Annotated in this window: 19 protein-coding genes and 1 pseudogene; 10 read left to right on the top strand and 10 right to left on the bottom strand. The window is 72.3% G+C overall.

Annotation, left to right across the window (positions count from 1 at the left end):
• The 4 genes from OG352_RS29095 to OG352_RS29080 all read right to left on the bottom strand — a co-directional run bounded on the left by OG352_RS29095 (position 1) and on the right by OG352_RS29080 (position 7,516).
• Entirely contained in the window at positions 1-3,411 is a 3,411-nt protein-coding gene (locus tag OG352_RS29095; RefSeq protein ID WP_329220976.1) for an SAV_2336 N-terminal domain-related protein, read from the bottom strand.
• 7 nt (positions 3,412-3,418) lie between these two features.
• Positions 3,419-4,441: an AAA family ATPase gene (locus OG352_RS29090; RefSeq protein WP_329220974.1), complete on the bottom strand. Its 1,023-nt coding sequence runs from the start codon at positions 4,439-4,441 to the stop codon at positions 3,419-3,421.
• Between the two features lie 118 nt (positions 4,442-4,559).
• Positions 4,560-6,842 (bottom strand): VMAP-C domain-containing protein, encoded by a 2,283-nt coding sequence (locus OG352_RS29085; RefSeq protein ID WP_329220973.1) that lies wholly within the window; start codon positions 6,840-6,842, stop codon positions 4,560-4,562.
• Positions 6,843-6,910: 68 nt separating this feature from the next.
• Entirely contained in the window at positions 6,911-7,516 is a 606-nt protein-coding gene (locus OG352_RS29080) for a CU044_2847 family protein (RefSeq protein ID WP_329220972.1), read from the bottom strand.
• 215 nt (positions 7,517-7,731) lie between these two features.
• On the opposite strand from OG352_RS29080, the gene OG352_RS29075 reads away from it, so the two are divergent.
• The 3 genes from OG352_RS29075 to OG352_RS29065 all read left to right on the top strand — a co-directional run bounded on the left by OG352_RS29075 (position 7,732) and on the right by OG352_RS29065 (position 10,216).
• Entirely contained in the window at positions 7,732-7,914 is a 183-nt protein-coding gene (locus OG352_RS29075; RefSeq protein ID WP_329220970.1) for a DUF6104 family protein, read from the top strand.
• Positions 7,915-8,070: 156 nt separating this feature from the next.
• Positions 8,071-9,018: a DUF4097 family beta strand repeat-containing protein gene (locus tag OG352_RS29070; protein ID WP_329220969.1), complete on the top strand. Its 948-nt coding sequence runs from the start codon at positions 8,071-8,073 to the stop codon at positions 9,016-9,018.
• A gap of 1 nt (position 9,019) precedes the next feature.
• Positions 9,020-10,216 carry a PadR family transcriptional regulator gene (locus tag OG352_RS29065; RefSeq protein ID WP_329220968.1) on the top strand — a complete coding sequence of 399 codons (1,197 nt, stop codon included), beginning with the start codon at positions 9,020-9,022 and terminating at the stop codon, positions 10,214-10,216.
• A gap of 27 nt (positions 10,217-10,243) precedes the next feature.
• On the opposite strand, the gene OG352_RS29060 is transcribed toward OG352_RS29065, so the two are convergent.
• From OG352_RS29060 to OG352_RS29045, 4 genes are all read right to left on the bottom strand, one after another.
• Positions 10,244-10,855, bottom strand: a complete 612-nt coding sequence (locus OG352_RS29060) for a Clp protease N-terminal domain-containing protein (RefSeq protein WP_329220967.1) — start codon at positions 10,853-10,855, stop codon at positions 10,244-10,246.
• A complete protein-coding gene (locus tag OG352_RS29055; RefSeq protein WP_018571396.1) occupies positions 10,855-11,064 on the bottom strand; it encodes a helix-turn-helix domain-containing protein in 210 nt (69 codons plus the stop codon). Before OG352_RS29055 ends, OG352_RS29060 begins: the two co-directional genes overlap by 1 nt.
• A gap of 66 nt (positions 11,065-11,130) precedes the next feature.
• The gene (locus OG352_RS29050; protein ID WP_329220965.1) at positions 11,131-12,096 is read right to left on the bottom strand and encodes a zinc-binding dehydrogenase; all 966 of its coding nucleotides are present in this window, start codon (positions 12,094-12,096) and stop codon (positions 11,131-11,133) included.
• A 642-nt stretch (positions 12,097-12,738) separates the two neighbouring features.
• Entirely contained in the window at positions 12,739-13,968 is a 1,230-nt protein-coding gene (locus OG352_RS29045; RefSeq protein WP_329220964.1) for an NAD(P)-dependent malic enzyme, read from the bottom strand.
• Between the two features lie 627 nt (positions 13,969-14,595).
• Here OG352_RS29045 and OG352_RS29040 point away from each other — a divergent pair.
• Genes OG352_RS29040 through OG352_RS29030 form a run of 3 tightly spaced genes read left to right on the top strand, consistent with a single transcriptional unit; the run spans position 14,596 to position 17,343 of the window.
• The gene (locus tag OG352_RS29040) at positions 14,596-15,564 is read left to right on the top strand and encodes an ABC transporter substrate-binding protein (RefSeq protein WP_329220962.1); all 969 of its coding nucleotides are present in this window, start codon (positions 14,596-14,598) and stop codon (positions 15,562-15,564) included.
• Positions 15,565-15,604: 40 nt separating this feature from the next.
• Positions 15,605-16,585, top strand: coding sequence for an amino acid ABC transporter permease (locus tag OG352_RS29035; protein WP_329220961.1), 981 nt, complete (start codon positions 15,605-15,607; stop codon positions 16,583-16,585).
• On the top strand, positions 16,582-17,343 hold the full coding sequence (locus OG352_RS29030; protein ID WP_329220960.1) for an amino acid ABC transporter ATP-binding protein: 762 nt from the start codon (positions 16,582-16,584) through the stop codon (positions 17,341-17,343). Before OG352_RS29035 ends, OG352_RS29030 begins: the two co-directional genes overlap by 4 nt.
• A gap of 70 nt (positions 17,344-17,413) precedes the next feature.
• On the opposite strand, the gene OG352_RS29025 is transcribed toward OG352_RS29030, so the two are convergent.
• Positions 17,414-18,202, bottom strand: coding sequence for a class I SAM-dependent methyltransferase (locus OG352_RS29025; protein ID WP_329220958.1), 789 nt, complete (start codon positions 18,200-18,202; stop codon positions 17,414-17,416).
• Between the two features lie 109 nt (positions 18,203-18,311).
• Here OG352_RS29025 and OG352_RS29020 point away from each other — a divergent pair, with 109 nt between their 5' ends.
• A complete protein-coding gene (locus OG352_RS29020) occupies positions 18,312-18,941 on the top strand; it encodes a CGNR zinc finger domain-containing protein (RefSeq protein WP_329220956.1) in 630 nt (209 codons plus the stop codon).
• Here the strand turns inward: OG352_RS29020 and sodX are convergent.
• Complete coding sequence (gene sodX / locus OG352_RS29015; protein ID WP_329224008.1) at positions 18,845-19,279, bottom strand: nickel-type superoxide dismutase maturation protease; 435 nt, start codon at positions 19,277-19,279, stop codon at positions 18,845-18,847. The genes OG352_RS29020 and sodX overlap by 97 nt on opposite strands.
• Positions 19,280-19,424: 145 nt before the next feature.
• On the opposite strand from sodX, the gene sodN reads away from it, so the two are divergent.
• The 3 genes and pseudogenes from sodN to OG352_RS29000 form a co-directional block, all read left to right on the top strand.
• Positions 19,425-19,820 (top strand): superoxide dismutase, Ni, encoded by a 396-nt coding sequence (gene sodN / locus OG352_RS29010; RefSeq protein WP_329220954.1) that lies wholly within the window; start codon positions 19,425-19,427, stop codon positions 19,818-19,820.
• A 508-nt stretch (positions 19,821-20,328) separates the two neighbouring features.
• Positions 20,329-21,264: a catalase family peroxidase gene (locus OG352_RS29005; RefSeq protein WP_329220953.1), complete on the top strand. Its 936-nt coding sequence runs from the start codon at positions 20,329-20,331 to the stop codon at positions 21,262-21,264.
• 43 nt (positions 21,265-21,307) lie between these two features.
• Positions 21,308-21,589, top strand: a pseudogene (locus OG352_RS29000) (GNAT family N-acetyltransferase); the annotation flags it as partial.
• Positions 21,590-21,599: the final 10 nt, after the last annotated feature.

Below are 21,599 nucleotides of genomic sequence, written 5' to 3'. Positions count from 1 at the left end.
TCACCCCAGCTCGGTCAGCCGCTGAGCCGTCTGCTCCGCCGTCGGCTCGCCCGTGCTCACGTAGTCGTCCGGCAGCCGCGACCACTCCGTGCGGGCCAGGCGGTACGCCTCCCGGGCGGCGCGCGGCCGGGCCGCCGCTTCATAGGACATACCCCGCCAGTGGTGCGCCTGCGCGCACAGTTCGACGGCCTCCTGCCGCCGGTGCTCGGTCTCGGCCACGCCCTCCGCCTCCCGGGCGGCCTCCGTCGCGTCGCGGAACGCGTCGACGGCGAGGTCGAGGCGGGCCGGGCGGCGCAGGCTGCGGTAGGCCTCGAACTGGACCTGGCCGAGGTCCAGTCGGCAGCGGGCGGCCAGCAGCGGATCATCGTCCGCCTCGGCCGCCGCGAGGCCGAAGAGGTGCTCGGCCTCGCGCAGGTCGACGCGGTCCCCGCGCGCCCGGTAGCGCAGCATCAGCGCGCGCCCGAGCAGCAGCAGCCGGTGGGCGACCTGGCGGCTGCCCGCCGGGGTCTCCATCCGGCAGTCCCGCAGGACGCGGATCGCCCGGGACAGCGTGCCCTGCGCGCGCGGCCCGGACTGCAGCCCGGCCAGCCGCAGCAGCGCCTCGCCCCATTCGGCGAGGACGTCGGCGTGCGCGGGCGCGTCCCGGGACATGCGCTGGGCGGCCTGCGCGAAGCGCTCCGCGGCCGTCTCCAGCTCCGCCGGTTCGCCCGACTCGGCGTGGCGGGCGACGGCGATCCGGCCGGCCCGCGCCAGCAGCGCCGCCCGCCGGCCCTGTTCGCGCACCAGGGCGAGGGCCTCGTCGACCCGGGCCTGGGCGTCGTCCAGCGGGCCGCCCGCCTGGAGCAGCGCGTCGACCAGGTCGATGAGGATGCGCACGCGCGCGCGTGCCGACTCGGCGGTGTACGGCTCCGGGGCGGTGTCCAGGGCGTTGCGCAGCGACTGCGCGCCCTGCTCGGCGTAGAGGCGGGCCTGTACGGGGTCGGCGGTGGCGCCGGAGAGGCGCAGCAGGATCCGGCCGTGTTCCAGGGGGAGTTCGGGCGGGCGCAGCCGCCGGTCGGGCCAGACGTCGGCGAAGGCCTCCAGCATGCCGACGGCGCCCTGGAGCAGCGCGCTGTCCCCGCCGAGCCGCCACTGCGCCTCCAGGGCGCGCACCCGCTCCAGGGTGAGTTTCAGCGCCTGCTTCTCGTCGAGGTCGGGTGCCCCGCAGGCGACGGCGTACTCGCGGTCGGCGCGGCGCAGCAGGTCCAGCGCGCCGGTCCGGTCGCCGCGCCGTCTGCGGTCGGTGGCCGCCGCGTGCAACACCCTTGCCAGGACGGCTCGTTCGCGCAGCCGGCGCGGGTGCGCGGTGGCCCGTTCGGCGGCCGCCTCGGCTTCTTGGAGGAGGTCGTCGCCGCCCTGCACCTCCCACAGGCGCAGGGTGCAGTGCGCGTACTCGGCCCACAGCTCGGGGTCCGCGCCGGCGGGCCGTTCGTGTTCGGTGGCGCCGCGCAGCAACTGCACCGCGTCGATGGCGTCCTGGATCATGCCCTCGGCGTCGAAGCGTTCGATCAGGGCGCGGGCCCGGCGGACCGCCTGGTGCGTCGGCCGGTCCGTGGTCTGCCCCGGTCCGGTGCGGCCGACGGGCGTCTCGAACTGCTCGGGCAGCGGCATGAACCGGCGCAGGACCCGTGCGGCGACCTCGGCGAACGGCTGCGGCACGGGGGCCTCCCCGCCATGGCCGCCGTTGTCCCCGTTGTCCCTGCGGTATCCGTTTTCGCCGTTGTCCGGGGTGCGGGCGGCGGGCGCGTAGGGGCGGCCCGCGCCGCCGTCGCCGAGCTGGGCCAGGGCGAGGGCCGGGAAGTTGGGGCCGCCCTTGCCGAAGCGCAGCTCGATGTACTCCGAGCAGTGCTTGAGCACGAGCATGGCCTCGTCGCGGCCGAGCCGGGACAGCAGGGCGTCGCGGACGTCCGGCTCGATGCGGTACCACTGGGCGCCGTCGCCCGAGTACTCCTCCGAGGCGCGCGTGACGAGGCCGCCGACCAGCACCTCGGCGAGTTCGGCGGGCCCGGAGTCGGGCAGCATCGTGCGCTGCACGAGCTGCATCACGGGCAGGCACAGGGGGGCGGCTGCCAGGTAGACGGCGAGGCGTCCGGCGGCCGACGAGGCGCTGGAGCTGAACCTGCTGACCCGCTCGAACGGCGTGCGCCGCCGGTCCGCGCGCACGGCGGGGGCGGGCGGCTGGTCGGCGCGCACCCAGCCCACCGCGCCCGGTACGGGCCCGGCGCCGGCCCCGGACAGCAGCCTCGCCCAGGCGCCGAGGGCCACCGGCTCGGGCGGCAGCACCGGCACGGGCAGCGCTCCCCTGCGGGCCTCGGCGGGGATCCCGGCCGGGGTGCGCACGCGCAGCGCGGACGCCCCGCCGAGGGTCTCGCCACGGCTCAACTCGCAGAAGATCACGGGGAGTCGGGTGCGGTTCCACAGGCGCTGCGGGAGCGGCTGGAGCACGGCGACCGGGCCCTGCCGGGAGAGCTGGTGCAGCAGGCGGTGCGCGTGGCCGCTGTGCCACAGGGGGCCCGCGCAGTCGCTGACGACCAGGACGATCCGGCGGCCGGTGGGGTCGCTGAGCCGGTCCACGGAGTGCAGCGGCGCCGCGTACGCGTCGGGGCTGCGGCTGACGGCCGGATCGCCGTCCGGGCCCTGGTGCAGATGGCTGACCTGGATGTCGGAGAAGGCGCCCAACTGGCCGAAAACCTGCTGGAGTTCGACGAAGAGCCGGTCCCACACGCGCATCGACGACGAGGCGTCCAGGACCAGTTGCAGCCGGGCGTCGCCCCGCGTGACGGCGCGGTGGACGGGCAGGATCAGGCCGCCCGCCTGCGCGCTGCGCTCCGCCGTCGCCGTCTCGTCCAACTCCGTGCGCAGCGGCGGCGCGGGGCTGCGGTAGCGCTGCAACCGCCTTAATGCGCGCTGGAGTTCGAGCGGCGAGGGCAGCGCGGGGGCGGCGGGCACGCCCACCGGCAGCGCGGCGGCCCGGCCCGCGCCACGGGCCCGGGGCGCGCCGTCCTGCGGCACCGGGTACAGGCTCACCCGCCCGTCGGCCGCCACGTCCGGCGCGGGCGGTTCGGGCCGCTCGCTCCCGGGCTGCGCGACCCCGTTCCTGCCGTGCGAGCCGTCGAGCCGGGGCACGGGGCGGTCGCCGGATCCGGATCCGGCGGGCGGGTCCTCGGGGTGCGGGTCGTCCACCACCGGCCGGGTCCACCGGGCCAGCCACAACGCGTCGCACAACTGCGGTACGTCGGGATCGAGTCCGACGTCACGCAGCCGCGCGACGAGCTCGGCGAGCGGGTCGCCGACGCGCGCCGCCGAGGCCGGGGGGTCGGGGCGGTGCCCGTCGGGCGGGACGGGGCCGTGGCGGGCCGCTGCGTCGGGCATCAGGCCCTCACCTCGGGCGGTCGAGTCGCTGGATGAGCAGGTCGGCCAGGCGGTCACGACTGGGCGGCGCGGCCGCGTCGGTGAGGTAGATCGCGTTCAACAACTGGTCCGCCGCCAGGAGTTCACTGCGCGAGCGCTCCAGGAACCGGGTGATCAGATCGTCCCCGGCGCGCGCCGCCTCGGCACCGAGATGCGCGCGGACGAAGGTGGCGAGCCGGTTGTGGTCGGGGCGCCCCAGCTCCAGGTGGATGCACCGGCGCATCAGCGGGGCCGGGAAGTCGCGCTCCCCGTTGCTGGTGAGCACCACGAACGGGAAGGCGCGGCAGCGCACCCGGCCGTCGCGCACCCGGACCTTCACCCCGTCGGCGGTCAGCACCTCCGCCTCGCCGCCCGGCAGCCGGTCGGCGATCCGCTCCAGCTCGGGGATCGCGAACTCGCCCTCCTCCAGGACGTTCAGCAGGTCGTTGGGCAGGTCGATGTCGCTCTTGTCCAGCTCGTCGATGAGCAGCACGCGCGGGGTGTCGGAGGGCAGCAGCGCGGTGCCGAGCGGGCCCAGCCGGATGTAGCTGCCGATGCCCTCGACCGCGCCCGGCAGACCCGCCGCCGACCCGAACCCGCCCTGCGCGGCGATCTGCACGTCCTGCAGCCGGGCGATCGCGTCGTAGTGGTAGAGCCCGTCCTGGAGCGCGGAACGGCTGACGACGGACCAGCGCAGCACGCTGCCCAGGCCGAGTTCGTACGCCACCGAGTGCGCGAGCGTGCTCTTGCCCGCGCCGGGGCTGCCCGTGACGAGCAGGGGGCGGCGCAGATAGAGCGCCGCGTTGATCATCTCCAGCTCCTCGGCGCCCGGCCGGTGCAGTTCCGCCAGATGCCGGTGCGCGCCGAGCCTGCGGTCCTGGGAGCCGTCGCCGGACCCGGCCGCGTCACGGCTGGTGAAGTCCCGCCAGGGAGGCGGGTCGGGCAGCCGCTCCAGACCGTCGTGCGGTTCGCCGGCGCCTCGGTAGATGAGCCACTCACTGGATTCGGTCATGATCCGGTCCTCGTCACTCGTCCACCGCCACGGCCGTCCGAACGTGCATCACGTTATCCATCCTGGGGTGCCTGGGTAAGGGGCCCAGACCGCCGACAAGCCCTGCGGGCGGGCGGGTTCACGGGGCCTCCAGCAGGTCGCCGGTTCCGGGGAGGGGCTGGTGCGGATCGTCGTACAGCAGGGCCACACCGTCCGCCCAGAAGGACTCGGTGCGGCCCGCGCGCAGCCGCATCCGGAGATCGTGCACGGCCTCGGGGAGGTGCTGGGCGCTGGGCGGTTCGGCGATCTCGTCGATCGTGCCGCGGTGGAACTCCCCGCACACGGCGTCGGGCCGGCCGCGCCGCCTGCGCCACAGCGCCACGCCGTAGCCGCCGAGCACGATCCGGGCGAGCGCCTCCGCGTCGTCCTCGTACCGGAGATCGCCGTACCGGCAGAGCACCGGGACGGTGCCGTGCGACAGGGCGCGCAACTGCTCCACGGTCGGCACGGGTTTGCGCAACCCCTCGTCGCAGTCCAGGACTTCGGCCTTCGCACGGTGCGCGTGCAGCCAGCGCCAGCGGGCGCGGCGCTCCGCGTCCACGTCGTCCATGTCGTCGTCGGAGTCGTTCATGTCGTCGGCGGCGTCCTCTGAGCGGGCCTCGTCTTCGTCTTCGTCCTCGTCCTCGCTCTCGCTCTCGTACAGGGCGAAGCGTGCCGTCGTGTCGTACGCGCCGAACGCCTCGTCGGGCAGCCGGTCGCGGTCGGCGCAGCGCACGACGACCGGCCGCAGGGTGCCCAACGGCTCGTTGTCGGTGGGGAGTTGCCAGGTGTCCACCTCCAGGCCGAGCAGCGCGTGGGGCAGCGCCACCTGGAGGAGCGCGGGCCGGCCGGGCTCGTCGCAGTGCCGGAAGGCCTCCGCGAGCGGGCCGGCGACGTGGGCGGGCAGGTCGGCCAGGGGCGTGCGCTCGGCCTCGTGCAGCCGGACCGCCTCACCGCCGGGCGCGGCCACGGACACCGACCAGTCGCAGCGGTCCGGCTCCCAGCCGCGCCGCACCAGTTCGAGCAGGGCGGACGGCCGGGCCGCACTGCCGACGGCACGGGCACGCGCGCGTGCGTCGGCCGCGGTACGGCGGTGCTGCCGCCGGTGCTGCTTGCGCCTGCCGGGTTTGCCGGGCGTACCGGAGACCGTGTCGGGGGCGTCGTGCCCGGTCCGGTGCTCCGCCTGCTGCTCGGCCTCGTCCCGTTGGCGCAGCCGTTCGACGCGCTGCTCGGCGAGGCCGGCCCGGTAGCGGGCGCTGAGCCGCTGCGCGGCCTGCCACACCCACACCCACAGCGCCTTCTCCGCGTCCGGGGTGCTGGGCACGACGAACGGGCGCGGCGCCGACATCGCCAGCATCGCGTAGTCGAGTACGAGCTCCAGCGCCCCGTCGTCACTCGCGCTCTCGTACAGCGCCCCGAGGCCGTCGCGCCAGCCGCGCGGTGCGGGCAGCGGCGTCGGGGCCTGGAGGTCCGGGAGCGAGTCGAGGATGTCCAGCAGGCCGCGGGTGCTCTCGGGCGGCGGGAGTTCGGCGAGCCGGCCCAGCAGTTGGATCCGCTCGTCCGGACTGAGGGTGCGGCCCGGCCGCGCGCCGAGCCTGCCCTGTACGTCGGTCCAGGTCTGACGCCGGGAGGCCGGGTGGCGCTGCCGGTCGCGGTGGTAGCGGTCGTGCGCGTGGAAGACCGCCTGGTAGAGGTCGCTGTGCTCGGCCGGCACCGTCTCCGCGGGCACCCGCAGGGTGCGCAACTGCTCGATCCCGGTGGACGTGCCGCCGGGCCGGTGGTCCGAGCGCGCCTTCAGGACGCCGATCACCTCGCCGCGCACGGGGTCGATCACCGGGCCGCCCGAGACGCCGTACGGCAGGTCGTTGTCGCCCAGCCGCATCTGCACGTCCGAGGACCAGCCGCCGATGGTGCCCTGCACGGTGAGCGTGCCGTCCATGACCTGTAAGCGGCCCTCGTTCTCGGTCCAGCCGGCGTACAGCACCCGGCCCTCGCCGTAATAGGCGGCCGGGCGCTCGGAGACGTACACGCACTCGTGGTCGTCGACGGGTTCGGTCAACTGGACCAGGGCGAGGTCCGGGGCCGGCCAGTTGCCGGCCACCGGTACGGCGCGGCCGTCGGCCCAGCCGGTGTGGTCGGTCCGTCCGGTGTGGTCGGCGTGGTCGGGGAGTGTCGCCACCACCCTGCCGGGCGCGGTCGACGTGCCTCGCCCCGGCGCTGTCTCGTACACCACCGCGACCTCGCCCCCCTCCCCGCCGCAGGCAACATGTGCGCAGGTCAGAACCCAGTTCGGGGCGATGAAGAAGCCGCTCCCGAGGAACGTGCCGGGCTCCTCCAGGGCATACCCGACCACCGGGCGATGAATGCGCACGGTCGCCGCCACGACGAGTCCACGCAGCGCACGGCGGGCCGCATCGAACGTGTTCGATGCGCCCGGGGCGTGCCCGCCCGTCACGCCCCGCCCCCACCGGCGGTGCCGTCGACGCCCCCGTGCATCGGCGCGCCGGGGGACGCGCCCGCGCGTCGCCCGCCACCGGTGCCGGACGATGATGCGCCGGGGCCCGGGGGCGCGTCGGGGTCCAGGGGCGCGCTGGGGTCTGTGGGTGCGTTGGGGTCCATGGGTGCGCTGGGGCCCGGGGGTGCACTGGGGCCCGGGGGTGCGCCGGGAGCCGGGGGCACGTTGGGAGCCGGGGGTGCGTCGAGGTCCGGTGGGCCGCTGTTCCAGGTGAGGGTGACCGTGATGCCGGCCTTGGCCTCGCCGTCGGCGAGCAGGCCCACGACCTTCCCGGCCTTCGCGGTCAGCTCGATGCCGAACTCGACGCTCACCTCGTCGGGCCGCACCGCGCGCAGCGGTTCCGCCAGCGACCGCGCGACCCCGGTGACGAGCGCGTGCAGACTCTCCACGCTCGCCTCCACCCGCTCGGCGAACCCGGTGTCGCTGTACGACAGCCGTCCGGACGGCGCGGCCAGCTCCCCGGCCCCCGAGATCCTCGCCCACACGGGCGTCCCGTCCGGCAGCGCGATGCGCGCCACGCGCGTCACGTCCTCACCACTCATGACACTCCCCCGTCGTCCCAGTCCCCGTCGCCCCAGTCCCGTGGGGCCCGGTCCCCTTGATCCCGGCGGCCCGCGGGACGCCGTCCCCCTGCGCCTATCCTTTTCCTGTCCCCTCCCTCACCGGAGAGCGGACCTCTCCCTCCCCTCGCAGGAACAAGGGTCCTTCCCCCGAGGCGGGATGCCTATCCCTGCGACCGACCCACGGAGCACGATCCATGTACTTCACCGATCGCGGAATCGAGGAACTCGAGAAGCGGCGCGGCGAGGAGGCGGTCACCTTCGAGTGGCTCGCCGAGCAACTGCGGACGTTCGTCGACCTCAACCCGGACTTCGAGGTGCCGGTGGAGCGCCTGGCGACGTGGCTGGCGCGCCTGGACGACGACGAGGACGACGAGTAGGCCGGCAGGGCCGCGGCGGTTCTGCGGTTCCAGAAGGGGGCGTCCCCTCAGGACGCCCCCTTTCGTGTGTCTTGACTTTCGACGACCGCGATATATCGTGTTTCAGGAAGACGCGATATGGCGTGTCGTGTCACTGTCGTGGAGGAGGTCCGCACCATGTCCGAATGGTCCGTCGCCGAGCCGAGGAAGCTTTCCTTCGACGAGCCCGTGAGCGAACTGCACGTACGCATCGTCGACGGCACCGTGAACGTGGTGGGCACCGAGGAGGGTCCCGCCCGCCTGGAGATCTCCCGGATCGACGGCCCCCCGCTCGTGGTGAGTCATCGCGACGGAAACCTGACGGTGGCGTACGAGGACCTGCCCTGGAAGGGCTTCCTCAAGTGGCTCGACCGCAAGGGCTGGCGGCGCAGCGCCGTCGTCTCGCTCGCCGTGCCGGCCGGCACCCGCGTGGAGGTGGGCGTGGTGAGCGCCGGGGCGGTGATCTCCGGCATCGACGGCCGCACCGAGGTGAAGGGGGTCAACGGGGACACGACCCTGGTGGGTCTCGCCGGCCCGGTCCGCGCGGACACCGTCTCCGGGAATCTGGAGGCCCAGGCCCTCACCGGCGACCTGCGCTTCAACTCCGTCTCCGGCGACCTGACCGTGGTCGAGGCGGGCTCCTGCGTGAAGGCCGACTCGGTGAGCGGGTCGATGATCGTCGACCTCGATCCGGCGAGCCGCCCCGCGAGCATCGATCTGACCAGCGTCTCGGGCGAGATCGCCATCCGGCTGCCCCACCCGGCGGACGCGCAGGTGGAGGCGAACACCGCCAGCGGCTCGGTCTCCAACGCGTTCGAGGATCTCCGGGTCAGCGGCCAGTGGGGCGCCAAGCGCATCACCGGCCGCCTGGGCGCGGGCAACGGCAAACTGAAGGCGACGACGATCTCCGGCTCGATAGCCCTGCTCCGCAGGCCCCCGGTGGCCGACGAGGCGGGGGAGGCATGGGAGGCGCGTTCCGGGCAGCCCTCCGACTCGGGGGACAATGCCGTTTCCGGCCAGGGCGGCGAGAACCCCTCCGCCGACCCGGCCGACAGCACGACGACGACCGACAAGAAGGTGCTCTGACATGCCTCCCGTCTTCGCCCACGGCCGTCTCCGCCTCTATCTGCTGAAGCTCCTGGACGAAGCGCCGCGCCACGGCTACGAGGTGATCCGCCTCCTCGAAGAACGCTTCCAGGGCCTGTACGCCCCGTCGGCGGGCACGGTGTACCCCCGGCTGGCCAAGCTGGAGGCCGAGGGCCTGGTCACCCACACCACCGAGGGCGGCCGCAAGGTGTACGCGATCACCGACGCCGGCCGGGCCGAACTGGCGGACCGCAGCGGCGAACTGGTCGACCTGGAGCTGGAGATCCGCGAGTCGGTCGCCGAACTGGCCGCGGAGATCCGGGCCGACGTGCGCGGGGCGGCGGGCGATCTGCGGCGCGAGATGCGGGCGGCGGCCTCACAGGCCCGCCAGGGCAGCCGGCCGGGCACCGGAGAGCACGGCGCACCCGGCCAGTCCGGCGCGGGCGGGGAGTTCGGCGAGTACGGGGAGTACGGCGACAAGGAGGCGTGGCGCGCCGCCAAGGAGGAGATGCGTCGCGTCAGGCAGGAGTGGAAGGAGCAGGCGCGCCGGGCCAAGGACGAGAGCCGCCGCGCCCGCGAGGAGGCCCAGCGGGCCCGCCGCCAGGCCAGCGAGGCGCAGGAACGGGCCCGGAGCCAGGCCCAGGAAGAGGTGCAGCGCATCGCGCGCCGGGTCCAGGAACAGGTCCAGGACCACTTCACCCGGGGCGATTGGCCGACCGGCGTCCGCGAGGGCCTGACGGAACTCGCCAAGGAGTTCGGCGAGTTCGGCAAGGACTTCGGCAGGGAGCACGGCCGCGACTTCGGCTTCGGCCGCCCCAGCACGACGACCAACCCGACGACCGACACGACGTCCACCCCGACGACCGACACGACGTCCACCCCGAAGTCGGCCTCGAAGTCGGCCTCTTCCGCTTCCGCGGAGCCGACGGCGACCGCGCGTCCGGAGTACTCCAGCACTCCGGAGTACTCCAGCACCCCGGAGGACTTCCCCGCGGCGTACGAGCCGACCTGGGCCCACGAGAGCTCCGGCGGCGACCCGACTCGCGACCTGGACCGCCTCCTCGACCGCTTCCGGGACGACATCCGCGACGCGGCCCGCGACAACGGCGTCACCGGCGACCAACTCCGTGAAGTCCGCAGCCACTTGTCGATGGCGGCGGCTCACATCGGGGTGATACTCCGAGTCCCGAAGCCCTGACACCACCAGGGGTTGGGGCAGGCCCCCTCAGCCGGCCTTGGCCTCGGTATCGGTCTCCGTCGGGCCGGACCGGTCGTCGCCGTACAGCACCCGTGTGAGAGAGGTGTACGTGACGCCGTGGTCGGCGAGGATCTCCGAGGGGGCGCCGCGGCGGGCGGTCAGGGCGAGCAGGAGGTGCTCGTCGCCGATGGACCGTTCGTGGCGGCTCATCGCGATGCGCAGGGTGTCGGTGAGCAGGTCCCTGGCCCCTCGATCGAAGGGCCGCCGCCCGAGAAAGCGCGAGCCGGAACCACGCTCGCCCCCACCCCCGCCCTCGGCCGCCAACGCGCCCTCCCCGTGCGCCTCTTCGACCCGCGAGACGATCTCCGAGACGTCGATGCCCAGCCCCGAGAGGGCGTCCGCGTCGGCGCGGGAGAGACCGCCCCGGCGGCGGACCTCGCCCAGATCCCGGACGACCCCCTCACGCCCGCCCGGCGGCAGCCCGAGCGAGGCCAGCGCGAACGAACCGCGACTGCCCTCACGGTCGAGCAGGGCGAGCAGCACATGCGCCTCCTCGACCCGCTCCGCCCCCGCCCGCTCGGCATGCACCGCCGCCGCCTGCACCACGGCCCGGGCGTCCTTCGTGAACCGCTCGAACATCACTGCCTCCCGTACTTCTTGTGCACGGCCTGCCTGCTGACCCCGAGTTCCGCGGCGATCTCCTGCCACGACCAGCCCTGATTGCGCGCACTGCGCACCTGCACCGCCTCCAACTGCTCCAGCAGCCGACGCAGCGCGGCGACGGCCCGCAGGCCGACCCGTGGATCGCGGTCGCCGGCACGCTCGGCGAGATCCGTTGCTTCGGTCATGACGTCAACTTACGTTGACGAACGAGGCGATGTCAACCGTAGTTGACAATCAGACTGCGGGTGACGTCAGCCGTTGGTGAGCACGATCTTGCCGAACAGGTCGCCGGACGCGAGCCGTTCGAAGCCCTCGCGGGCACGGTCGAGCGGCAGCACCTCGTCGATGACGGGGCGGACACCGGTGGCGGCGCAGAAGGAGAGCAGGCCCTCCAGCTCGTCCTTGGTGCCCATGGTGGAACCGACGACCTTCAGCTCCAGGAAGAAGATCCGGGTGAGTTCGGCGTGCGAGGGGCGGTCACCGCTCGTGGCGCCGGAGATGACGAGCGTGCCGCCGGGCCGCAGGGACTTCACCGAGTGGGACCAGGTGGCCGCGCCGACGGTCTCGATGACGGCGTCCACGCGTTGCGGCAGCCGCGCACCGGGCTCCACCGCCTCGACGGCGCCGAGTTCCAGGGCCCGCTTCCGCTTGGCCTCGTCCCTGCTGGTGGCGAAGACGCGCAGCCCGGCCGCCCGGCCCAGCACGATGGCCGCCGTGGCGACACCGCCGCCGGCGCCCTGGACGAGGACGGAGTCGCCGGGACGCACCCCCGCGTTGGTGAACAGCATCCGGTAAGCCGTCAGCCAGGCCGTGGGCAGACAGGCGGCCTCCTCGAAGGAGAGCTCCTTGGGCTTGGGCAGAATGTTCCAGGTCGGCACGGCGACCTGCTCGGCGAAGGTGCCCTGGTAGCGCTCGGTGAGGATGGAACGGGGTTCCCCGGGCCCGACCCCGTGCCCGGTCTGCCCGATCACGGAGTGCAGGACGACCTCGTTGCCGTCCGCGTCGATCCCGGCGGCGTCACAGCCGAGGATCATCGGCAGTCGGCCCTCCGGGAGACCGACGCCGCGAAGCGACCAGAGATCGTGATGGTTGAGGGAGGCGGCCCTGACCTGGACAGTGCTCCAGCCCGGCCGGACCTCGGGGGCCGGGCGCTCTCCCAACTCCAGCCCGGAAAGCGGCTGGTCGGGGTCGATTCGGGCGGCGTAGGCGGCGAACATGCGTCCCACGATAGATGCCCCGGCCGTTTCAGCCCGCCCGGCGTTCGAGGAGGAGCGGCTGCCGCCCCGAACCCGACCCACCCGCTGGGGTCGCCTTCCCCGGCGGGGGTGCCTTCTCGACGCCGGTCCGCTGCATCCAGCCCGTTGGGGGTCCCCCCTCTGGGGGAGTTCGAGGACGAGCGAATGCCGCCCCGAACCCCCACCCACCCGCTGGGGTCGCCCTTCCCGGAGGGGTCGCCTTCCCCGGCGGGGGTGCCTTCTCGACGCCGGTCCGCTGCATCCAGCCCGTTGGGGGTCCCCCCTCTGGGGGAGTTCGAGGACGAGCGAATGCCGCCCCGAACCCCCACCCACCCGCTGGGGTCGCCCTTCCCGGAGGGGTCGCCTTCCCCGGCGGGAGTGCTTTCCCCGACGGGGTCGCCTTCCCCGACGGGGTCGCCTTCCAACACCGGTCCGCACATTCCAGCCCGTGGGGGGTCCCCCCTCTGGGGGAGTTTGAGGACGAGGCCCCTTCAGGGCCGACAGCGGGGGTCTGGGGGCGCAGCCCCCCGGGGACGGCGCCCAGTCATCACCCGAACGGGCGGGCGGGTGGGCAAAAAAGGGCGATGGCCCCGCCCGGAGGGACGGGGCCATCCCAGACACACGTCAGCGTCGGGCGACGCCTTCGGCACGGGCAGCCGCGGCGACCGCCGCAGTCACCGCGGGCGCGACCCGCTCGTCGAACGGCGAGGGAATGACGTAGTCGGCGGCCAGATCCTCGCCGACAACCCCGGCCAGCGCCTCCGCCGCCGCCAGTTTCATCCCCTCGGTGATCCGAGAAGCCCGCACCTGGAGCGCACCGGCGAAGATCCCCGGGAACGCCAGCACGTTGTTGATCTGGTTGGGGAAGTCCGACCGCCCGGTGGCGACGACCGCCGCGTACTTGTGAGCGACGTCCGGGTGCACCTCGGGGTTCGGGTTGGCCATCGCGAAGACGAACGCCCCCTTCGCCATCGAGGCCACCGCCGCCTCCGGGACCGTACCGCCGGAGACGCCGATGAAGACGTCGGCGCCGTCGAGCGCGTCCTCCAGCGACCCGCTCAGCCCGGCCTTGTTGGTGAAGGAGGCCAGCTCACGCTTGACGTCGGTGAGATCCCCCCGCTCCGCCGAGACGATGCCCTTGCGGTCGCTGACCGCGACGTCCCCGATGCCGGCCTCGACCAGCATCTTGGCGATGGCGACACCCGCCGCGCCGGCGCCCGAGATGACGGCCCGCAGCTCCCCGATGCCCCGCCCGCTGAGCCGCGCGGCGTTGCGCAGCGCCGCCAGCGTCACGATCGCCGTGCCGTGCTGGTCGTCGTGGAAGACCGGGATATCGAGCGCGTCCTGGAGCCGGCGCTCGATCTCGAAGCACCGCGGCGCCGAGATGTCCTCCAGGTTCACTCCGCCGAACGAGGGCGCGAGCCGCACCACCGTCTCGACGATCTCGTCCACGCCCGTGCAGGCGAGCGCGATCGGAACCGCGTCCACCCCACCGAACTGCTTGAACAGGATGGCCTTGCCCTCCATGACCGGAAGGGAGGCCTCCGGGCCGATGTCCCCGAGCCCGAGGACGGCCGTCCCGTCGGTCACGACGGCGACGACGGACGACTTCCAGGTGTAGTCGTTCACCAGGTCCGGCTGCTCCGCGATCGCGGTGCACACGCGCGCGACGCCGGGCGTGTAAGCGAGGGACAGGTCGTCCTTGTCGCGGACCGGGACGGTGGCCTGCACGGCCATCTTGCCGCCACGGTGCAGCGCGAACACCGGGTCGAACGGGTCGAGGGGCTCCGCACCACCCTCCTGGCCCGTTCGGTCGGCGCTGTCACTGCGAGGATTGACGATCTCCGCTGCCACTGTGTCTTACCCCTTAGGTGTTCATGGTTTCTGAGGGTGGCCACTCCTGATTGAGAAGTGGGCGGGCATCGCACAGGGCCCAGAGGGTGATGCGTACGGGCGCTGCGCGTCGGGCGCGCCGCACACGCGCCCTGAGCCCCGGATGAGGGGTGTTGAACAACCTTCTTACCGGACGAGGACCACAGCCGACGAGTCCGATCCGTGCAAGGTCACATCCCTCGGCCTGTTGACCTCCGACAGAGATGATCACGAGTGACATGACTCATGCGCGAAGACTCGCCAAGCTGCCGGAGTCCCTTGACATGGACCCCCGACACGGACTCGGGACGACGTCCGGGGCGGAACCCAAACGATCACATGGCGGGATGAACCGAAGATCTTTCGGCCGGAACGGGGGATTCCCGCAGATGGTCCGGCTCCGCCCGGTCGTGATGTACCGGACTGATGCGGTTCGGGGGTGGCCCGTTATCCGATTTTGACATGGCCAGCCCCCTGGTTGCCGCAGTCCGAATGGCAAGATGCCGTAATCACACGAGGTCGCGACACCCGAAGGTGTGTGTTCTCGTCGACCCATCGGCATGTGCCGAAACCATCGGCAACTCCATCCATCCGCCGGAGGAACCCACCATGACCGCAAGCTCCACCCGACGCCCGACCGCCGCCGCGCGCACCCGCCTGGCAGCGGTCGGATCCCTCGCGGTCGCGGGCGCCCTGCTGCTCACCGCGTGCGGAGACCAGACCGAAGGCGGCAGCAGCTCCTCCGAGTCGCCCGGCGGCAGCGCCAACGCGGCGCCCCTCTTCTCCAAGCTGCCGGCCGCCATCCAGAAGGCGGGTGTCATCAAGGTCGGCACGAACGCCGAGTACGCCCCGATGGAGTCCGTGGAGGGCGGCAAGATCGTCGGTGTCGACCCGGACATCGCGGCGGCGCTCGGCAAGCAGCTCGGCGTCGACTTCACGTTCACCTCCGGCTCCTTCGACGGCCTGATCACGGCGGTCAACACCGGCCGTTACGACGTCGCCATGTCGTCGATCACGGACAACAAGCAGCGCCAGGAAGGCCTGGACGACAAGGGCAAGAAGCTGGGCGAGGGCGTCGACTTCGTCGACTACTTCACCGCCGGCACCGCCATCTACGTCAAGAAGGGCAACCCGAAGGGCATCAAGGCCATCGGGGACCTCTGCGGCCAGACGGTGGCCGTGCAGCGCGGCACGACGTACGAGGAGGCCCTGCAGGCGCAGTCCAAGACCTGCACGGCCGGCGGCAAGCAGGCCCTCAAGATCGAGTCCTTCGACAACGACACCGAGGCCCAGACCCGCGTGAAGTCCGGCGGCGCGGTGGCCGGCGTCAACGACTACCCGGTCGCGGTGGACCTGGCCCGCAAGGCCGACGGCGGCAAGACCTTCGAGGTCGTCGGCGAGCAGTACGAGGCCGCCCCGTTCGGCATCGTCGTCGACAAGAAGAACACCCAGCTGCGCGACGTCCTCAAGGAGGCCGTCGACGCGATCATCAAGGACGGCTCGTACCAGAAGGTGCTGGAGAAGTGGGGCGCCGAGAGCGGCGCGATCAAGGCTGCCGCGGTCAACGGCGGCAAGTGATCCACCCGCACCTTTTGAAGCCTTTTGAAGGGCAGTCCCCATGACTGACAAGCTCGAGAAGTCCTCCGAGGCCCCGGAGGGCGCCGGGGGCGCACCACCCGAGGACACCCCGCCGGTCGCCAAGGAGGACGCGTTCTCCGGCCCTCCGGAGGCCATCAAGGCCATCCCGGTGCGCCACTGGGGCCGCTGGGTCAGCGCGGTGATCGTCGTCGCGCTCCTCGCGCTGCTCGTCAACGCGTTCGCGCACGGCGACATCCAGTGGCACGCGGTGTCGGACTCGCTGTTCGACCCGACCGTCATCGCGGGCGCCGGCCGCACCCTGCTGATCAGCATCCTGGCCATGCTGCTCGGCGTGGTCCTGGGCGTCGTACTCGCCGTGATGCGGCTGTCGAAGAACCCGGTGACCAGCACCATCGCGTGGCTGTACATCTGGTTCTTCCGCGGCACCCCGGTCTATGTGCAGTTGCTGATGTGGTTCAACCTGGCGCTGATCTTCCCCGTCCTGAATCTCGGTCCGATCTACAAGGACGAGATGGTGGACGTCATGACGCCGTTCATGGCGGCCCTCCTGGGCCTCGGTCTGAACGAGGCCGCGTACATGGCCGAAATCTGCCGCGCCGGCCTGCTGGCCGTCGACGAGGGCCAGACGGAGGCGTCCCACGCGCTCGGCATGAGCCACGCCAAGACGCTGCGCCGGATCGTCATCCCGCAGGCGATGCGGGTGATCGTGCCGCCGACCGGCAACGAGTTCATCAACATGCTGAAGACCTCGTCGCTGGTGTACGTGGTGACGTACAACGAACTGCTGCGCTCCACCTCGGTGATCGGCTCCTCGTCGTACGCCGTGATGGAGCTGCTCTTCGTCGCCTCCATCTGGTACCTGGTCATGACCAGCGTCTTCAGCGTCTTCCAGTACTACCTGGAGCGCTACTACGCCCGCGGCAGCAGCCGCAGCCTCCCGCCCACGGTCTTCCAGAAGATCAGGGCGAACCTGTTCGGATCCTCGAGGAGCACGGCATGACCGCGATGGTGAAGGCCGAGGGCGTCCACAAGTCCTTCGGCCTGGTCCAGGTGCTCAAGGGCATCGACCTGGAGGTCAAGAACGGCGAGGTGTTCTGCCTCATCGGCCCGTCCGGCTCCGGCAAGTCGACCTTCCTCAGGTGCATCAACCACCTGGAGAAGATCAACTCCGGCCGCCTGTACGTCGACGGGGAGCTGGTCGGCTACCGCCAGAAGGGCGACAAGCTGTACGAGCTGAAGGACAGCGAGGTCGCGCTGAAGCGCCGGGACATCGGCATGGTGTTCCAGCGGTTCAACCTGTTCCCGCACATGACGGCGCTGGACAACGTCATGGAGGCCCCGGTCCAGGTCAAGGGCGTCAGCAGGGCGCAGGCCAAGGAGCGGGCGAAGGAGCTCCTGGACCGCGTGGGCCTGGCCGACAAGGCCGACGGCTACCCCTCGCAGCTCTCCGGCGGCCAGCAGCAGCGGGTGGCCATCGCCCGGGCGCTGGCCATGGACCCGAAGCTGATGCTCTTCGACGAGCCGACCTCGGCCCTCGACCCGGAGCTGGTCGGCGACGTCCTCGACGTCATGCGCGACCTGGCCGAGTCCGGCATGACGATGGTCGTCGTCACCCACGAGATGGGCTTCGCCCGCGAGGTCGGCGACAGCCTGGTCTTCATGGACGGCGGCGTGGTCGTCGAATCCGGCAACCCACGCGACGTCCTGACCAACCCTCAGCACGAGCGGACCCAGGCGTTCCTGTCCAAGGTGCTGTAGCACCGCAGCAGGTGGGAAGGGGCGGTACGGAGTCTCCGTACCGCCCCTTCCCATTGCCGGTCGGGGTCTGTCACTTCAACGCGAGAAGCAGCGTGTCCGACGGCGACGCCCACACCGCCCGGGCCTCGCCGAAGCCCTTCTCCCTCAGCACGCGCGCGTGCCATGCCGCCGAGGGCATGTCGCCGTCGGCGTGTTCGCCGTAGATCTCGTAGCGGCGGGCGGCGGGACCGGCGAGGACCGGGTCCTGGGCGGCGAGCTGCCACCACTCGGCCCAGTCCAGGACCCCGCCCGCTTTGGCCTGATCCATACGGGCGTGGCGCTGCGCGCGCTCCGCCGCGTTGATCCGGGGCGTCGTGTCGTCGATCATGTGATCCGCGTTCATGAAGACACCGCCGTCGCGGACGAGTTCCGCGACCTGACCGTAGAGGGCCGCGAGGGGTTCGCTGTGCAGCCAGTGCAGGGCCGTGGCGGTCAGGACGGCGTCGTAGGAGTCGTACGGCAGCCGGGCCCGCCACTGCGGGTCCTTGAGGTCGGCCGACACGAACGTGACGCGGTCGTCGCCCGCGAAGGTGCCCTCGGCGATGGCGAGGAGCGCCGGATCGAGGTCGACGCCGGTGCTGGTGGCCCCGGGGAGGCGGGCGAGCAGCCGGGCGGTGATGGTGCCGGTGCCGCAGGCGAGGTCGAGGACCCGTGGGGCGGGTCCGACGAGCGCCTCGACCATGTCCAGCATGATCCGGAAGCGTTCCTCGCGGTCGGGCATGTACCACTCCTGCTGGCGGTCCCAGCTCCGCTGCCACCCGGCCCAGTCGGTACCGGCACTGGTACCCGTACCGGTCGTGGTCGTCCCCGTGTCCGTCATCGCAACCCCTCCGCCGCGTATGTCACGTAACTAGGTAATACCCTGGAAGCACGAACGGCTGTTACCTCGCCCGCACCCCGACCATAGAGCGCCCCCGTAAGGACTACAAGTGGAACTGGCCTATTACTCCGACTACGCCGTGCGTCTCGTCAACAGCGAGGAGCCGGCCCGGGGCAAGGACTCCCTGACCTCGGTCGAGGCCGTCCGCGCCCTCTTCGGCGGCAACCGGTCGGCGGGCCGCCGGGCCGCCGACGCCGACGTCACCCGCTTCCGCTCGGTCCGGGGCCGGCTGCGCGCGGTCTTCGAGGCGGCCGACGGCGGCGACGAGACCCTCGCGGTGGACCTGCTGAACTCGCTCCTCCTGGAGTTCCCGGTGAGCCCGCAGATCTCCGGCCACGACGTCCGCGACGACGACGGCCGCCCGCTGTGGCACATGCACCTGGCCGACCACCCGTCGAACGCGACGGCGGGCTACGCGGCCATCGCGGCGATGGGCCTGGCCTTCCACCTCACCGAGTACGGCGTCGACCGCCTGGGCCTCTGTGAGGCGAGCCCCTGCCGCAACGCCTACCTCGACACGTCCACGAACCGCTCCCGGCGCTACTGCTCCGACCGCTGCGCGACCCGCGCCAACGTGGCCGCCTACCGCGCCCGCAAGCGCCTGGAGGCGGACCGGACGGCCGGCACGGGCCTCGCCGCCGACAGCGCCCAGCGCACCAGCGCCAGCGGCGAGCGCTGATCCGGCTTCAGCGGGCGGTAGCGCAGCCGCACCTTGCCGAGGACCAGTTCGTCGGGCACGGCCCCGTAGTCGGTGCTGTCCCCTCCGGCGTACGCGTTGTCCCCGCGCACCCACCACCCCCCGTCCCGCCGCTCGACGGCCCGTTTGACCACCAGCAGGTCCTGCTGGAACGGATGCCGCAGCACGACGACGTCACCGGGTCGCACCCTGGCCCCGTACTGCACCACCAACTGGTCCCCGTGGTGGAGCGTGGGCACCATGGACGGCCCGGTCACCTCGGCCAGCCCGAAGGGCGTGACCGCCGTCCCCCGCTCGGTCTCCTGCGACAGCTCCGGCATGGCCGGCACCTCCCCGGTCCGTTCGTCCACCAGTCCCAGTCTGACGCCGGACTTTTGTCCTAAGCCCATGGGGGCACCCGTCAAAAGCCGTCCCTCAGGGAGTAATGTCCCACCTGAGAAGACGATCACGAGGAAGGAATGCTCCATGCTTTCCCGCCTGTTTGCCCCCAAGGTCAAGGTCAGCGCACACTGCGACCTGCCCTGCGGTGTGTACGACCCGGCCCAGGCCCGCATCGAGGCGGAGTCGGTGAAGGCCGTCCAGGAAAAGATGGCCGCCAACGACGACCCGCACTTCCAGGCGCGCGCCACCGTCATCAAGGAGCAGCGCGCCGAGCTGGCGAAGCACCACGTCTCCGTGCTGTGGAGCGACTACTTCAAGCCCCCGCACTTCGAGAAGTACCCGGAGCTCCACGTCCTGGTCAACGACGCCCTGAAGGCCCTCTCGGCCGCCAAGGCGTCGACGGACCCGAAGACCGGCGAGAAGGCCCTGGAGCTCATCGCCGAGATCGACAGGATCTTCTGGGAAACGAAGAAGGCCTGACACCCAAGCCTTCACCCGATCCGCGCCCGCTGCACCACCGCGGCCCGGAAAAGCCACGAGGGGCCGGTCCACCACAGGACCGGCCCCTTTCGGCGTCCGACCGTCACCGTCCGGCACGCCGGGTCCCCGGTAGGTGAGCTGCAAAAAGGTGACACCCCCACACCGAAGTGTCACCTTCCTGCGCGGACCACCCCCCGGACAGGCACCCGGCAGAGAGCCGCACCGCCCAAGTCCGAAGACCCGCCCTGGGCACGCTGGCCCTTCCGGGTTCGCGGACGGTGACGGTGCCGGGCAGCTCGACCGTCTCCACCCGGCCGAACTCCTCCCCCACTGACCGAGATACGGGCGGGGCCACGTCCACCGCCAGAAGCCTCACCTCTTCCCGAAAGCGGCCCCCACGCCAACCCGCCTCGCATCCGGCAGAGTTGGAAGGCTCGCTCGCTGCCTCACCCCTCCGACGACGGCAACCTCAGGCCTGGGGGTGACCGACCGTGTCTACACTCCGATCATGGATGACCGCTCTCCCTCCCCCCTGGCCCGCACGGCCGTCGACGCCATCGAGCACGTCAGCGGCACATACCCCGGCCACCGGCGCGTGCACGCCCGGGGCCTGTGCTTCGACGCCACTTTCACTCCTACCGGCAAGGCCGCCTCCCTCACCACGGCGGACCATCTCCAGTCGGACCCGACGCCCGTCGTCGTGCGCTTCTCGAACTCCAACACCAACCCGACCGTGCCCGACGGGGTCCGGGCCGGCCGCGGCCTCGCGGCGCGCTTTCTGCTGCCGGACGGCACCGCTACCGACCTCGTCTCCGTCAACCTCCCGGTGTTCTTCGCGGCCACCCCCGAGCAGTTCGTGGAACTCCTCGACGCCCTCGAGAAGGACCCCGCCACCGGGGCCCCCGACCCGGCCAAAGTCCAGGCGTACGCCGCTGCGCACCCCACGGCCGCCCTCGGCCTGCGGGAGGCGGGCCGGATGCCGATACCGGTCAGCTACGGCACCGCCCTCTACTGGGCCATCCACACCTTCATCTGGGTCGACGCCCAGGGTGAGCGGCACCCGGTCCGCTACCGCTGGGAGCCCGACGCCGGGCTGCAGGAACTGACCGTGGAGAACGCGGCAGACGAAGACCCCGAGTATCTGGCCGAGGAACTGGTCCAGCGCCTCGCCGACGGCCCCGTCGGCTTCACACTCCACGTCCAGCTCGGCCAGGACGACGACCCCACCGACGACCCGACCAAACCGTGGCCGACCGACCGCCCCGAGATCATCGCGGGCCACCTGCGCGTCACCGCCCCGGTCGCGGATCAGGAGCACTGGGCGGCCCAGGTCTACGACCCCACCCGGATCACTCCCGGCATCGAGCTCTCCGACGACCCGGTCCTCGCCTTCCGCAGCCAGGCCTACGCCGTCTCCTACGAGCGCCGGGCGGGAGGCCGCTGACCATGCCCGCCTCCCGGCGTACGGCCGACGCCCCCTCAACCTCATGATCGCCATACGGCTGCACACACCCGCCACGCCCTCGGCTCCCGCGCTCCTGCTGCGTCCCTGGGACCCGGCTGACGCCGACGAGTTGGTGGAGTTGTACCGCGACGACGCCCTGCGGCGCTGGACCGGTTCGGGCGTGGATGACGTGGTGGGGGCGGCGCGTTGGGTGCGGGAGCAGCAGCGGGAGTGGGAGGCGGGCGATCGTTTCGGGCTCGCCGTTGTGGAGGCCCGGGGTCGCGGTCACGATGAGCGGCTGGCGGGGCATGTGGTGCTCAAGCGTCCCGTGTCCG

The organism is Streptomyces sp. NBC_01485, assembly GCF_036227125.1.
Taxonomy (GTDB): Bacteria; Actinomycetota; Actinomycetes; order Streptomycetales; family Streptomycetaceae; genus Streptomyces.
Note: the sequence above shows the minus strand (reverse complement) of the source record. Positions and strands in the feature narration are given on the sequence as shown.

What these genes read in the sequence shown, in the direction of transcription:
- sodN (WP_329220954.1), top strand. Translation starts at nt 19,425, where the DNA reads ATGCTTTCCCGCCTGTTTGCCCCCAAGGTCAAGGTCAGCGCACACTGC.
- OG352_RS29005 (WP_329220953.1), top strand. Translation starts at nt 20,329, where the DNA reads ATGGATGACCGCTCTCCCTCCCCCCTGGCCCGCACGGCCGTCGACGCC.
- sodX (WP_329224008.1), bottom strand. Translation starts at nt 19,279, where the DNA reads ATGCCGGAGCTGTCGCAGGAGACCGAGCGGGGGACGGCGGTCACGCCC.
- OG352_RS29070 (WP_329220969.1), top strand. Translation starts at nt 8,071, where the DNA reads ATGTCCGAATGGTCCGTCGCCGAGCCGAGGAAGCTTTCCTTCGACGAG.
- OG352_RS29040 (WP_329220962.1), top strand. Translation starts at nt 14,596, where the DNA reads ATGACCGCAAGCTCCACCCGACGCCCGACCGCCGCCGCGCGCACCCGC.
- OG352_RS29075 (WP_329220970.1), top strand. Translation starts at nt 7,732, where the DNA reads ATGTACTTCACCGATCGCGGAATCGAGGAACTCGAGAAGCGGCGCGGC.
- OG352_RS29065 (WP_329220968.1), top strand. Translation starts at nt 9,020, where the DNA reads ATGCCTCCCGTCTTCGCCCACGGCCGTCTCCGCCTCTATCTGCTGAAG.
- OG352_RS29095 (WP_329220976.1), bottom strand. Translation starts at nt 3,411, where the DNA reads ATGCCCGACGCAGCGGCCCGCCACGGCCCCGTCCCGCCCGACGGGCAC.
- OG352_RS29060 (WP_329220967.1), bottom strand. Translation starts at nt 10,855, where the DNA reads ATGTTCGAGCGGTTCACGAAGGACGCCCGGGCCGTGGTGCAGGCGGCG.
- OG352_RS29055 (WP_018571396.1), bottom strand. Translation starts at nt 11,064, where the DNA reads ATGACCGAAGCAACGGATCTCGCCGAGCGTGCCGGCGACCGCGATCCA.
- OG352_RS29080 (WP_329220972.1), bottom strand. Translation starts at nt 7,516, where the DNA reads ATGAGTGGTGAGGACGTGACGCGCGTGGCGCGCATCGCGCTGCCGGAC.
- OG352_RS29035 (WP_329220961.1), top strand. Translation starts at nt 15,605, where the DNA reads ATGACTGACAAGCTCGAGAAGTCCTCCGAGGCCCCGGAGGGCGCCGGG.
- OG352_RS29025 (WP_329220958.1), bottom strand. Translation starts at nt 18,202, where the DNA reads ATGACGGACACGGGGACGACCACGACCGGTACGGGTACCAGTGCCGGT.
- OG352_RS29030 (WP_329220960.1), top strand. Translation starts at nt 16,582, where the DNA reads ATGACCGCGATGGTGAAGGCCGAGGGCGTCCACAAGTCCTTCGGCCTG.
- OG352_RS29050 (WP_329220965.1), bottom strand. Translation starts at nt 12,096, where the DNA reads ATGTTCGCCGCCTACGCCGCCCGAATCGACCCCGACCAGCCGCTTTCC.
- OG352_RS29090 (WP_329220974.1), bottom strand. Translation starts at nt 4,441, where the DNA reads ATGACCGAATCCAGTGAGTGGCTCATCTACCGAGGCGCCGGCGAACCG.